The 13,285-nt window shown below is 66.4% G+C and carries 8 protein-coding genes; 1 reads left to right on the top strand and 7 read right to left on the bottom strand.

Features of this window, described 5'->3' with window-relative positions; all coding sequences use genetic code 11:
- Window positions 1–19 precede the first annotated feature (19 nt).
- The 4 genes from gyrB to L0966_RS16660 form a co-directional block, all read right to left on the bottom strand.
- Window positions 20–2,446, bottom strand: coding sequence for a DNA topoisomerase (ATP-hydrolyzing) subunit B (gene gyrB, locus L0966_RS16675; protein ID WP_234053098.1), 2,427 nt, complete (start codon window positions 2,444–2,446; stop codon window positions 20–22).
- 53 nt (window positions 2,447–2,499) lie between these two features.
- Entirely contained in the window at window positions 2,500–3,114 is a 615-nt protein-coding gene (locus tag L0966_RS16670; protein WP_234053097.1) for a LysE family translocator, read from the bottom strand.
- Between the two features lie 63 nt (window positions 3,115–3,177).
- A complete protein-coding gene (locus L0966_RS16665; protein ID WP_234053096.1) occupies window positions 3,178–3,714 on the bottom strand; it encodes an arsenate reductase ArsC in 537 nt (178 codons plus the stop codon).
- Window positions 3,715–3,818: 104 nt separating this feature from the next.
- Entirely contained in the window at window positions 3,819–4,655 is an 837-nt protein-coding gene (locus tag L0966_RS16660; RefSeq protein ID WP_234053095.1) for an MOSC domain-containing protein, read from the bottom strand.
- A gap of 335 nt (window positions 4,656–4,990) precedes the next feature.
- Here L0966_RS16660 and clpB point away from each other — a divergent pair, with 335 nt between their 5' ends.
- Window positions 4,991–7,624, top strand: a complete 2,634-nt coding sequence (clpB, locus tag L0966_RS16655) for an ATP-dependent chaperone ClpB (protein ID WP_234053094.1) — start codon at window positions 4,991–4,993, stop codon at window positions 7,622–7,624.
- A 656-nt stretch (window positions 7,625–8,280) separates the two neighbouring features.
- Here clpB and L0966_RS16650 read toward each other — a convergent pair.
- The 3 genes from L0966_RS16650 to L0966_RS16640 all read right to left on the bottom strand — a co-directional run bounded on the left by L0966_RS16650 (window position 8,281) and on the right by L0966_RS16640 (window position 12,505).
- A complete protein-coding gene (locus L0966_RS16650) occupies window positions 8,281–9,243 on the bottom strand; it encodes a hypothetical protein (RefSeq protein ID WP_234053093.1) in 963 nt (320 codons plus the stop codon).
- Between the two features lie 180 nt (window positions 9,244–9,423).
- The gene (locus L0966_RS16645) at window positions 9,424–10,353 is read right to left on the bottom strand and encodes a hypothetical protein (RefSeq protein WP_234053092.1); all 930 of its coding nucleotides are present in this window, start codon (window positions 10,351–10,353) and stop codon (window positions 9,424–9,426) included.
- 163 nt (window positions 10,354–10,516) lie between these two features.
- Window positions 10,517–12,505: a M23 family metallopeptidase gene (locus tag L0966_RS16640; RefSeq protein ID WP_234053091.1), complete on the bottom strand. Its 1,989-nt coding sequence runs from the start codon at window positions 12,503–12,505 to the stop codon at window positions 10,517–10,519.
- Between the last annotated feature and the right edge of the window lie 780 nt (window positions 12,506–13,285).

Raw genomic sequence — 13,285 nt, 5'->3', positions numbered from 1 at the left:
CGTGCGGTCGCAGGGGGCCTTACACGTCCACGCTGGCGCGCAGGGCGTTTTCCTGGATGAATTCGCGGCGCGGTTCCACCACGTCGCCCATCAGGCGGTTGAAGAGGTCGTCGGCCGCGTCCACTTCCTTCACCTTCACCTGCAGCAGGGTGCGGGCGTTCCTGTCCAGGGTGGTTTCCCAGAGCTGCTCCGGGTTCATCTCGCCCAGGCCTTTATAGCGCTGCAGGGAGAGGCCCTTGCGGCCGGCGTCGGTGACGGCGTCGAACAGGTCTACCGCGCCGTGCAGGAGCGCCTCGTCACCCTTGCGCTTCAAGATGGCGGCTTCGGTGAACACCCCTTCGAGTTCCTGCGAGAGGGTGTCCAGCCGGCGCGCCTCCGGCGAGGTGATGAAGGCGGCATCAAGCCGCGCCACTTCCTGCACGCCCCGCACCATGCGGGAGAAGGTGAAGCCGGTCTCGTCCGCGGTACCGGTCCAGCTGCGCTCGGTTTCTTCCGCCAGGGTGTTGAGGCGCTCGGCCACGCGTTCAGCGGCGCGGCCCGCATGCTCGATGTCGGAGGCCACGGCGGTGGAGAGCGCGCCCGCCAGGGCGGCCTGTTCGGCCACCGCCCGGTTGTAGCGGGGGTGCAGAGCGTGCAGCGTGCCGCGGAAGTGGCGCGCCACCTCCAGCAGCTGCGCCAGGTCGGCGCCGATGCGCACCTCGCCATTGGCCACCCGCAGGGAGGCCTCCTCCAGGCCGGCGGTGGTCAGGTAATCCTCAAGCGCCTTCTCGTCCTTGAGGTAGGTCTCGGACTTGCCGCGGGTGACCTTGTAAAGGGGCGGCTGGGCGATGAAGAGGTTTCCCGCTTCCACGATCTGCGGCATCTGCCGGAAGAAGAAGGTGAGCAGCAGGGTGCGGATGTGGGCGCCGTCCACGTCCGCGTCGGTCATGATGATGATCTTGTGGTAGCGCAGCTTCGAAAGGTCGAAGTCGTCGCGGCCGATACCGGTGCCGAGCGCGGTGATGAGCGTGCCGATCTGCTCGGAAGACAGCATCTTGTCGAACCGGGCGCGCTCCACGTTCAGGATCTTGCCGCGCAGGGGCAACACCGCCTGGAAGGCGCGATCTCGGCCCTGCTTGGCGGAGCCTCCTGCGGAATCGCCCTCGACCAGGAACAGTTCGGACTTGGCCGGGTCGCGCTCCTGGCAGTCCGCGAGCTTGCCGGGCAGGGAGGCGATGTCGAGCGGGCTCTTGCGGCGGGTCAGGTCACGCGCCCGGCGGGCGGCCTCGCGGGCGGCGGCGGCTTCCACCACCTTGCCGATCACCGATTTGGCCTCACCGGGATTTTCCTCAAACCAGGTGCTCAGCGCGTCGCCCACCAGGCTTTCCACCACCGGGCGAACTTCCGAGGACACCAGCTTGTCCTTGGTCTGGGAGGAGAATTTCGGATCCGGCACTTTCACCGAGAGCACTGCGGTGAGGCCTTCGCGGCAATCCTCGCCGGTGGGGTCCACCTTCTCTTTCTTGGCGATGCCGGAGGCGGTGGCATAGCCAATCACCTGCCGGGTCAGCGCCGCGGCGAAGCCGGTGAAATGGGTGCCGCGATCACGCTGCGGAATGTTGTTGGTGAAGCACAGTACGTTCTCGTGGTATCCATCGTTCCACGAAAGCGCCGCCTCCACGGTGATGCCGTCACGCTCGGCGCGGATCACCACGGGCTTGGGGATGAGGGCGGTCTTGGAACGGTCGAGATACTTCACGAACTCCTCGATGCCGCCTTCATAGTGCAGCTCCTCGCGCTTCGGCTCGGGGCCGCGCGCGTCGGTCAGCACGATGAGGACGCCGGAATTCAGGAAGGCCAGCTCGCGCAACCGGTGCTCGAGGGTGGCGTAGTCGAACTCGATCTTGGTGAAGGTCTCGGGGCTCGGCAGGAAGGTGACCTTGGTGCCGCGCGCGTGCTCGGGCGCGTCCCGCACCACCTTCAGGGGGGCTTCCGCATCGCCATGGCGGAAGCGCATGAAGTGTTCCTTGCCATCGCGCCAGATGGTCAGGTCAAGCCAGGTGGAAAGGGCGTTCACCACCGAAACGCCCACCCCGTGCAGGCCGCCGGAAACCTTGTAGGAGTTCTGGTTGAACTTACCGCCCGCGTGCAGCTGGGTCATGATGACCTCAGCCGCCGAGACGCCCTCTTCCGGGTGCAGGTCGGTGGGAATGCCGCGCCCGTCATCGGTCACGGTCACCGAGCCGTCGGCATTGAGGGTGACAGTGACCTCATGGGCCCAGCCGGCCAGGGCCTCGTCGATGGCGTTGTCCACCACCTCGTAGACCATGTGATGCAGGCCCGAGCCGTCGTCGGTGTCGCCGATATACATGCCCGGACGCTTGCGCACCGCATCCAGGCCCTTGAGAACCTGGATGGATTGGGCGCCGTAATCGTCGGGGGACTGTGCGGGCACGGGTTCGGCCATATCGGGTCTCGAATCGGTTAGCAGCTTGTTGCGAATCTAGCGCAAACACGCGGTTATTTGGTGGCGACGCTCACCGCCGCCCCGGCCAGGGCGGCGCCGCAGACGCGGTTCAAGGCGCGCATGGCGCGGCGCGAGGCGATGAAGCGCCGCGCGCGGTCCGCCAGATGCACATAGGCGGCCAGGACCAGGGTCACGATCACCAGTGCGAGGGCACTCATTTCGCCGAAACCCAGAGCCGAGACGGAAGTCAGATCCATCAGGGTGGGCAGCAGGGCGAGATAGAACGCCATGGTCTTCGGATTGCCCAGGGAAAGGGCCAGGCCCGCGCCATAAAGGCCGAGCCCCGATTGCGGCGCGGGCGCCGGAGCCTCATCGGCGGCCGGAGCCGGAGCCGTCCAGAGGCGCCAGGCCATATGGAGCAGATAAACGGCGCCGGCGAGGCGGATCACAAAGAACAGGTTGCCGAGCGAAGCCGCCAGGGCCGCAAGGCCCAGGGCCGCGCAGCCCAGCCACAGCACATCGCCGCAGGCCAAGCCCAGAATGAAGGCAAGCGCACCCTTGCGGCCGCGGGCGAGCGTGCGCGTCACCACGGCTACCACTGCCGGACCGGGGCTTGCGGCGCCCAGTGCCAGCACGGCCGCGAAAAAAGCGAGGCTTGCCGGTTCCATGCCCTCTAGTGCGCTGCGCGGGCCGGAACGTCAAGCCTCCTGCCCCGGTACGCGCCGATGCGATCAGGCGCGCACGGCGGCGCTGGCGCCTTCCAGCTGGCCGATGGCGAGCAGCCGGGTGTGAAGAGCCATCTTGTCGAGGCTCGCCACCGGCAGGGCATCGAACACGGAGATGCGGGTCTTCAGATAATGGAAGGCGCGGTTGAAGGCGGCTTCCTTCTCGACGCTCGTGCCTTCCACCAGCGCCGGGTTCTCGATGCCCCAATGCGCGGTGATGGGGTGCCCGGGCCAGTCGGGACATTCCTCGCCGGCCGCGTCGTCGCAGACGGTGATGATGAAATCCATCTGCGGGGCATCGGGCTTGGCGAACTCGTTCCAGCTCTTGGGCCGCACCCCCTGGGTGGGATAGCCGAAGCGGTGCAGGGTGAGGATGGCCAGCGGGTGCACGCCATTGCCCGGATGGGTGCCGGCGGAAAAGGCGCGGAAGCGCCCGTGCCCGTCCTTGTTCAGGATCGCCTCGGCCATGATGGAGCGGGCAGCGTTGCGGGTGCACAGGAAAAGCACATTATAGACGTGTCCCGTGGCCGCCGTGTCCGACATCGCTTCCCCCTGGTGTTCGTGCTCTGAAGCGGCCATTCGCGTCGCCGCGGTCGGCGCAAGCCGCCTGTTCGCAGCATATAGCGCTGCTCTTCAACGTATTTGTGTCATTCGCGATCCGGGTCCTCGGGGCGCACGATGCGGACGCTGTCGCCGATGCGGACCTCGCCCGAGCGCACGACCTTCGCATAGGTGCCGCAATCGGCGTGGCCATAGGCCTGCACCAGGGCCTTCACCACGTTGAGGTCGCGCGCGGCCCGCTCGGGGTTCACATTGACGGCGGCGCAGCGTTCCGTGCGCTTCAGGATGGCCAGCCGCGCCCCGCCCATGTCCAGCTCGCGGCCTTTCAGCTCCAGCTCGGCATTGGCAGGCCAGCCCTCGAGGTGGATGTTCATGCGGAAGCGCAGCGGGCTCAGCTCCGCCCCCATGCGCTCGGAAAGATCCCGCACGCTGGCGAGATTGAGCAGCGAGACAAAGCCCGAGCGCAGGGAATCGGTGAAGCGGAACCCCGCCGGCGCCGTCAGCACGCGCAGCGGGCCGCGGGCCTCCTCGCCCATATAGAAGGTGAGGAAGGCGGCGATATGGGCGCGCCCTTCCTCCGTGGAGAGGTCGCCGCAGGCCGCCTCCACGCCTTCCATCCACAGGCTGAGCATGCAGCTCGCCTCGTCATAGCGGCTCTCCAGCGCGGCGAGGCGGGTGTCGCGCATGAGCATGAGGAAGGCGGTCTTCTGCCGGTAGGAGGGGGCGGCGGCATCGAAGCCGCTGGGGCCGTTCTCCACGGCATAGAGCCGATCCACCGGAAAGAAGGCGCCGGCCGTGAGCCGCACCCTCTCCACCGGCTCGGGCGAAAGGCCCTTCACCGGGTGGCGGTAGAGCGCGGCGACGGTGGCGGGCGCAAGGTCCGTCACGGTGGGGGCGAGGGGAGATGGGGCGTCGATGGGCATGGCGGAGCCTCGGGGCAAAGCTGCCTGCGGTTCCCATCCGGCGGCGCGCGCGTCAACCCGTTTTCCTCTCCGGCAACATGGGGATCAGGGGCGGGGCTCGGGTGCGATTCTGGGGCAAATCCAGGGGCAAGCGGGGACGGGGCTGTTATTCTCGATTTCGTCGCCGACCCCTCTTCCGTTGCCGCCAAGTCACACCCACATGAGCTTCGGCGCAAGGAAGGCCACGGGAAACCGGGGAGGCCTCGCGCGGCGGTTGCCGGGGATACCGGGGCCGCGCCCCAGCGTGTTCCGCATGCTTCGCCAGAAGGTGACGGGACGCGAGAAGGAGGAGATACATGAATTTCGACATCTACACCGAGCGCGCGCGTGGCTTCGTCCAGTCGGCCCAGTCGCTGGCGGTTCGGGAAGGCCATCAGCAGTTCGTGCCGGAGCATCTGCTCAAGGTGCTGATGGATGATCCCGAGGGCCTGTGCTCCGGTCTCATTCAGCGTGCGGGCGGCAATCCCACGCTGGTGCGCGCCGATGTGGAAGCGGCGCTGAACAAGCTGCCGAAAGTTTCCGGCGGCTCGGGGCAGGTCTACCTTTCCCAGCCCATCGCGAAGGTTTTCGAGACCGCCGAGCAGGCGGCCAAGAAGGCGGGTGACGGCTATGTCACCGTCGAGCGCATGCTGCTCGCCCTCGCCATCGAGAAGGACACCGAGGCCGGCAAGATCCTGGCCAAGTCCGGCCTGACTCCCCAGGCTCTGAATTCGGCCATCGAGGCCCTGCGCAAGGGCCGCACCGCGGACACCGCCACCGCAGAGAACGCCTATGACGCGCTGAAGAAGTATGCCCGCGACCTGACCCAGGCCGTGCGCGACGGAAAGCTCGACCCGGTGATCGGCCGCGACGAGGAGATCCGCCGCACGATCCAGGTCCTGGCGCGCCGCACCAAGAACAATCCCGTGCTCATCGGCGAGCCCGGCGTCGGCAAGACCGCCATTGTGGAGGGCCTCGCCCGCCGCATTGTCGATGGCGACGTGCCGGAGAGCCTGAAGGGCAAGAGCCTGCTCGCCCTCGACATGGGCTCCCTCATCGCTGGCGCGAAGTATCGCGGCGAGTTCGAGGAGCGCCTGAAGAGCGTGCTCAATGAGGTGCAGTCGGCCGAAGGCGGCATCATCCTGTTCATCGACGAGATGCACACCCTGGTGGGCGCCGGCAAGACCGATGGCGCCATGGATGCGTCCAACCTCCTGAAGCCGGCATTGGCCCGTGGCGAGCTGCACTGCGTCGGCGCGACCACCCTCGACGAGTATCGCAAGCATGTGGAGAAGGACGCGGCCCTGGCCCGTCGTTTCCAGCCCGTCTTCGTCTCCGAGCCCACGGTGGAGGATACCGTCTCCATCCTGCGCGGCCTGAAGGAGAAGTATGAGCTGCACCACGGCGTGCGGATCACCGACTCGGCGCTGGTTTCGGCGGCGGTGCTCTCGAACCGCTACATCACCGACCGCTTCCTGCCCGACAAGGCCATCGACCTTGTGGACGAGGCCGCCTCCCGCCTGCGCATGCAGGTGGATTCCAAGCCCGAGGAGCTGGACAATCTCGACCGTGAGATCGTCCGCCTGCGCATCGAGCAGGAGGCCCTGAAGAAGGAGACCGACACCGCTTCCAAGGACCGCTTGGCCAAGCTTGAAAAGGAGCTGGCGGAGCTGGAGGAGAAGGCGGCCGTCCTCACCTCCAAGTGGAAGTCGGACAAGGAGAAGCTGGGCGAGGCGACCACCGTCAAGGCCAAGCTCGACCAGGCCCGCGCCGATCTTCAGACCGCGCAGCGGCAGGGCGAGTACCAGAAGGCCGGCGAGCTCACCTATTCGGTGATCCCGGAGCTGGAGAAGCGCCTGGCCGAGATGGAGAAGGTGGGCGCGGCCGGCGGCATGGTGGAAGAGGCGGTGACACCCAACCACATTGCCGGCGTCGTCTCCCGCTGGACCGGCGTGCCCGTGGACAAGATGCTGGAAGGCGAGCGCGAGAAGCTGCTGCGCATGGAATTGGAGCTGGCCAAGCGCGTGGTTGGCCAGTCGGAGGCGGTTGCCGCCGTCTCCACCGCCGTGCGCCGGGCTCGCGCCGGGCTCCAGGACCCGAACCGGCCCATCGGCTCGTTCCTGTTCCTCGGCCCCACCGGCGTCGGCAAGACGGAGCTCACCAAGGCTTTGGCGGAGTTCCTGTTCGACGACGAGACCGCCATGGTGCGCATCGACATGTCGGAATACATGGAGAAGCACTCCGTGAGCCGGCTCATCGGTGCCCCTCCCGGCTATGTGGGCTATGACGAGGGCGGCGCCCTCACCGAAGCCGTGCGGCGCCGGCCCTATCAGGTGGTGCTGTTCGACGAGGTGGAGAAGGCCCATCCGGACGTCTTCAACGTCCTGCTGCAGGTGCTCGACGACGGGCGCCTGACGGACGGGCAGGGGCGCACGGTGGACTTCCGCAACGTGCTCATCGTCATGACCTCCAACCTCGGGGCCGAGTTCCTGGCCGATCCGCGCCAGCCCATGGGCTTCAAGGTGGACGGCAAGGAAGAGGTGGTGTCCGACGAGGAGGCCTATGATCTGGTGATGAATGCGGTGCGGCATCACTTCCGCCCCGAATTCATCAACCGCATCGACGAGATCGTCATGTTCCACCGCCTGAAGCGGGACCAGATGGACACCATCGTCGATATCCAGATGGGCCGCCTCAGGAAGCTGCTGGAGGATCGCAAGATCACCCTGGAGCTCTCGCCCGAGGCGCGGCACTTCCTGGGAGACAAGGGCTACGACCCGGCCTATGGCGCGCGCCCGCTGAAGCGGACCATCCAGAAACTGGTGCAGGACCCGCTCGCCGAGAAGATCCTCGCCGGCGACATCCTGGATGGCACCACGGTTCATATCGGCCTGGAAGACGGCCACCTCACCTTCCTGGGCGAGGCGACCGGTGTGGAAGAGGCGGCCTGACCCGGCGGCTGAGCTGTAAGGCTGAAGATAACGAGGCCCTCCCCTGCGGAGGGCCTTTTTTTCGCCATGGCCACGGTGTCGCGACGGCCAAGGCGTCTCGAGCGCAGGGAATTGCGCTTGGCGTGGAGACAACGGCTTAGTCAGGCTGTTGAAGATGGTCTGGCCGGACACGGACGATGCCCATCGCGATGGAGCTTCTGCCGGCGCCGGAGATTTTCGAGCGCGGCCTGCCCGACACGCGTCTTGAACGACACGCGTTCTGGCCGATGGACGGGGCCCCGCCGGTTCCGCCACTCGCAGCGAGATTCGCCATGGCGGAAAGTGCGCTGCGGGCATTCCGCCGGTCGCTGGAAGACGCCACCCGCTTCCCCTGCGTTGCCATCGCCTCTCGTACGGGCGACGCTCGTTCGCGACTGGGACCGGACGGGCCGCGCCGCCGCTTTTGCGAGCCGGGCGACCATTTCCGCCGGGGCGCGGCGCACCGCTTGCCCGCAAACGCGCTCCGCCCTCGGGCATCCGCGATGAGCCTTCATCCCCGCGCGACCACATGGATGAAGCGGCGTTGGACCGCATCCTCAGGAACGTGCCGGCCGGCGCAGCCTCTTTCCGGGCGGCACGAGCGGGATCGCATGCTGCCCACATCCTCAGGTGTCGCGTTATTTGCCGCGCGCCGTCGCGAGCAACTCCTGCGCCCGTTTCGTGGCCTCTTGGAAGAAGGGCTGGGACGGCGCCTCCTTCACGAAGCAGGCGCGATAGGCCGCCGCGCCTTCCTCCTCCACCTTGGTGGATTCCTGCCAGCGCGGATCCTGGTCGTTCTTCGACTTTTCGGCGGCGACGATCAGCGCCTTGGCCTTGTCCTCAAAACTATCCCAGATCTTGTCGCAGGCCGGGAAGGGGGGAATATCCCCCTTCACCTCGGTGGCACCCACCACCACGCGCCCGTCGGCCACGCGGGTGAAGACGATAGTGTTGGGCGCATCGTTCTGGGCGCCCGTCTGGGTGAACAGGCCGAGGGCGGCATTGACGCTCTCCCCCGTCCCGGTCGCCACCGGCAGGTCCATGTATTTCACGAAGGCCGCATCGGCACCCATCACCGCATTGTAGAGCGGCCCGGAGCCCATGGCGTCGCCCATGCCGGAGCGCAGGGCGGCGGGGGCGTCCGGAGCCTTGCCGCGGTTGCCGAGCCAGTTGAGAAACACCGGCTCGGGCGAGATGAAAACGCGGGTCAGATAATCGTCGCTGGAGAATAGCAGGCCGTCCGGCTGCTGCGATTCCAGGAATTCGGGAATGAGCGTGGTGGGCAGGAAGATGGGCGTGCTTTGTGTGCCCGGGAACGACACCGGACCCAGCAAGGCTTCCATGCGCGCCTGGAGATCCTTGACGGCGGCGGCATTGCGCCTGTCCACCGCGTCCTCGCTCTCACCGGCCCGGACCGCGCCGGCGATCTCAGCCGCGAGCTTGTCGCGGGCCGCGATGTAATCTTCGACTGTGGCTGCCCCCGCTGGCGTCGCGATGCTTGGCAAGAGCGCAAGGCCCGCCACCAGGGTTGCCGCCGCCAGACGGGCCAGGCCACGCCGGCAGAGCTGGGGGGCGGGGCGATGCTGTGCGATCCGGCTCATGTCGGCCTCCTGGCGCGTTCGAGAAAAGCGGGCAGAGTTCGAAAAAGGGAATCATCGCCGCGGCGCCGCGGCCTTTGCCGTTCCGGCATTCTGGCCCGACCCGCGCGAAATCCAAGCGCTGAGGGGACCATATTCCGCCAGCTCCCCGCCGCGCCATTGACGCAGCGGGGAGCGGCTTTGTCACCGGCCGCGCAGGGTGTCGAGAAAGGCTTCGGCGCGCTTGGTCGCCGCGGCGAGGGCGGCTTGGCTTTCCGGGGCCTTTGCAAAGCAGGCCTGGAAGGCGGCGGCGCCTTCCTCCTCCAGCTTCGACAGCTCCGCGAAGCGGGGATCCTCCAGGTCGCTTACCGTCTCAGTCGCCTTCAGGAGCGCCTGAATTTTTACATCGTAGGGCTTCCAGACCTGCGTGCAGGCGGCCGGCACCTTCGCGTCCAGGGTCACCGGCATCATGCCCAGAACGGCCCGTCCATCGGCCACCCGCACCACTACGATGGTATTGGGCGGGGTGTCGGCCGGGGCTTCATCGGTGTAGAGGCCGAGATTGGCATAGGCCGTTTCCCCCGGCGCGGCGGTCACGGCAAGGGCGGTATAGGGAATGAAGCCGCCGCCCGGATTAACGAGGCTGTTGTTGACCAGATAGGCGGTATTGGGAAGCGCCTTGAGGCCTCCTCGCGCCGCGGCGGGAGCGTCCTTGTCCTTGGCGCGCGCGGTGAGCCAGGCTTGCAGCACCGGCTCCGGCGTCACCACTACGCGGGTGGTTTCGTTCTTGTCGGTCAGCGCCATGCCGTCGAGCTGGGTGGTGCCCAGGTCGTCGCCATAAACGAAGACGTCGAGGGTATAAGTGGGGTTGCCCAAGCCCTTCAGCTTAAGGGGCCCAACCAAGGCTGACATGCGCTTGGCCAGATCCTGGCGCGCGGCTTCTTCCGCCTTGATGACATCGTCATCGCCATTCTTGCCCGCATTCGCCGCGGCAAGGGCCGTGGCGATGGCCTTGTCGCGGACCGCGAAATAATCATCCACCGGGGCGGCCGTTGCGGCGAGCGGCTGGCACACGAAGGGGAGGGCGGCGGCAAGCAGGGCGGCGCAAAGGGTGCGGCGGGCGAGGCGGGTCATGGGATGCTCTTGTCAGGATGCAAGGCGTCCATTCTCGCTTCCCGGAGGCGAACAGGAAATGACTTTCCTGCACCACACGGCCCGAAACGCGGCGGCGTGGCGCCGCGCCCGGTGCACTTTCCCCGCCTCCTGCGAAGCGGGATCCGCCGCGCGCGAATGGGCCTCAGTTGCTCGCTTCGCGCGCCGGTTTGCCGGAGGCGGAAACGCCAGCCACCTTGGGTGGCACCGGCCCGTGGTTCATCAGGGCATCGATGCGTTCGCGCTCCTTGCCGAACTCCGCCAGGAACTTGCCCGAAAGGGCGCGCCCGCGCGGCAGCTTGATGCGCATGGGATCCACGAAATTGCCGTTGATCTTCACTTCGTAGTGCAGATGCGGGCCGGTCGACAGGCCGGTGGAGCCGATATAGCCGATGAGCTGCCCCTGGCGGACCTGCATCCCCTCGCGAATGCCACGGGCAAAGCCCGATTGGTGCGAATAGGTGGTGACATAGCCGTTGGCGTGCTGGATCTCCGTGTGCTTGCCATAGCCGGATTTCCAGTTGGCATAGATGATGGTGCCATTGCCGGCGGCATAGATCGGGGTGCCGATGGCGTCCGCCCAGTCAACGCCCGTGTGGAGCTTGGAGTAGCCCAGGATGGGATGTCGGCGATAGCCGAAGGGAGAGCGCATGATGCCGCCGCTCAGCGGCTTTCTCACCAGGAACTTCTTCGCGCTCTTGCCGTCCTCGTCATAATAATCGATGACGCCATCATCCGATGTCTGGAAACGGTAGTAGCGCTTGGTGTCATTGCCGAGGGTAAGAGCCGCGAACAGCACCTCGTTATTGCCCGAGGGGTCGTCCGAGTACAGCACCTCGAAATTGTCACCCGAGCGCACACGTTTCTGGAAATCAACGTCGAACGAGTAGACCCGGATGAGATCCGCGATCACCGAGCGGGGCACCTCGTTGCGCAGGGCCGTTTCATAGATGCTCTCGTAGAGGCGCACGCCCGGCCCGCTGTCGTCGTCCGCATCCTCGGAAACGCCGGCCATCTCCGTTTCGGCGGGCTCCGGCACGTTCACGAACTCGTTGCGGTCGGACAGCGCAATGGTGCCTTCGTGACCCGAATCGCTGAAAAGCGAGACGCGCAGCGGCAGGATCCGGCTGCCCTCCTGCTGCAGCAGCATGCGCAGCCGCAGCCCGTCTTTCACAATGCCATCCTTGCCGCGCTTGAATGCGGCTGCCAGCGCGCGGGCATCCTCCTTTGACACGCCCGCATCGGTGAGGATGGAGACGATGGTGTCTCCCTTCTTCACCACCACGGTCGTGTCCGACCAGTCATTGCCGCCAGACGTCTCCGCCGAAGTCTTGGGCACGAAGCTGATATTGTCGCGGGGGGCCGGTGCTGCGGCGGCACCAAGATCCTGCCCCACGCTGGCGTAGGACAGATAGGGCGCATTGGGTGAGAAATGCGCGCTGGTACCGACGATCGCCTCCGGCAGCACGCCCGGCTGGCTGCGCGCCAGCTCCGCGATCTCCCGGACCTTAACCAGCACGCTCTCCATGGGGACGGTGGCGCCCAGCTTCGTATGGGGCGGAACCGAAGTCAGCTCGCGCATCACCACCGTCACCTCGCCGGTCGGCTCCGCCTGCGGGGCGGCTTCCTCCCTGGCCGTGGAATCGGCCACCAGCTGCGCGGGGTTGAAACGGGGAATATTGGCCGACACCGACGTGGTCGACATGGCTAAGTTGGCGGCCACGCGCGTGAAGGGCCGCACCTTGATGATCTCACGGTCGCCCACCTTGGTGGCCGTGGAAACCCGGAACGTCTGCCGCGCGTTCGAGCTGTCGCTCAGCAGCGACATGCGATCGCCCTTCCGGGAAGCATTCGTGGGCCGCTCACCGACAGCCAGCGCGTTGCGCAGGGTGGTGCGAATCTTTTCCGGCATAAGCGCCAGGCGGTGTTCACCATCGAGCGCGGCATAGACCGCGCCTCCCATCAGGAACGAACCGCACAGTGCCGTCAGCAGCGTCGCAGCGAACCAGCGCACCGAAACACGGCGCCGATCGATCTCTTCCTCGTCGCCATCGACGCCAAGCGGCGGGTCCTCACCGAGACCGGCCGCGCTTCCGGAATCGCGCCAAGCGGCTGCTGATCGTCGTTGATACATTCCGTCCCTTCAGGTCGCTGCGGCGCACCGTTTCGTCCCGCGACGCATCTCTTGCAGGTGCGCGGACAATGCCTCTCGACACTGCCCTCGTCAACGCAACCCCGGCATCGTCAAGCAGGCCGGATGAGATCCTCGACTCGCGGCGAAAGCATGGCGCGGCCTCGTAACGCGTTGCCGCATCGTCCCTTCGCACGCCCGCCGATGCCCTCTGTCTCCGTGCCTTCCACGTTTTCGTGAACGCTCTTCGGCCTTCGGAAGGTGCTCAGAAAATAGAGAACGCGCGCGCGCGTGAACCGCCGACCCTGACCTCGATTTCCGAAAGTTCGCGCGACCGCCTGTGGCGCAAGCTGACCCGCTGAGAATTTTTCCACAGCGGCAAACTCGTTGCAGGTGCGTACTTTTGGTGCTGTGCAGCCGCAATTTGTCCACACCGTCATTGGCGTTTCATTTTTGCGAGCTAGGCAGTGTTGACAGCGGGCAGGGTGTCCCCTATAAACCGCCCATCGATGACGCGCTGACGCCGCCGACGCAAACCGGCGGTTGAAAGCGCGTCTCCGACGCTTCTCACGACTTGACTGGCGTGAAATCGCCGGCTAAAAAGCCGGAGGATGAAGTGTCGCCCCTGTCGGGGGCAATAGGTTGAGGGCTGCCGGCTCTCGTGCTGTTTGACAAGTTGGAATGAAGAAAGAGAAACGTGGACGGCGTAGTCCTTGCGGATCTCTGCTCTGAGAGGGGCGGGGATTATTAAGAGACTAGGCGGTCTAACGAACTCCGGAGCTT

This window comes from Xanthobacter sp. NM-59, assembly GCF_021401125.1.
GTDB lineage: Bacteria > Pseudomonadota > Alphaproteobacteria > Rhizobiales > Xanthobacteraceae > Xanthobacter.
The sequence above is the reverse complement of the archived record's forward strand: the minus strand, read 5'-3'. Positions and strand labels throughout refer to the sequence as shown.

Excerpts from the sequence above, each read along its gene's own strand:
- L0966_RS16670 (WP_234053097.1), bottom strand. The coding sequence starts at position 3,114 with ATGGAACCGGCAAGCCTCGCTTTTTTCGCGGCCGTGCTGGCACTGGGC.
- clpB (WP_234053094.1), top strand. The coding sequence starts at position 4,991 with ATGAATTTCGACATCTACACCGAGCGCGCGCGTGGCTTCGTCCAGTCG.
- gyrB (WP_234053098.1), bottom strand. The coding sequence starts at position 2,446 with ATGGCCGAACCCGTGCCCGCACAGTCCCCCGACGATTACGGCGCCCAA.
- L0966_RS16645 (WP_234053092.1), bottom strand. The coding sequence starts at position 10,353 with ATGACCCGCCTCGCCCGCCGCACCCTTTGCGCCGCCCTGCTTGCCGCC.
- L0966_RS16650 (WP_234053093.1), bottom strand. The coding sequence starts at position 9,243 with ATGAGCCGGATCGCACAGCATCGCCCCGCCCCCCAGCTCTGCCGGCGT.
- L0966_RS16660 (WP_234053095.1), bottom strand. The coding sequence starts at position 4,655 with ATGCCCATCGACGCCCCATCTCCCCTCGCCCCCACCGTGACGGACCTT.
- L0966_RS16640 (WP_234053091.1), bottom strand. The coding sequence starts at position 12,505 with ATGTATCAACGACGATCAGCAGCCGCTTGGCGCGATTCCGGAAGCGCG.
- L0966_RS16665 (WP_234053096.1), bottom strand. The coding sequence starts at position 3,714 with ATGTCGGACACGGCGGCCACGGGACACGTCTATAATGTGCTTTTCCTG.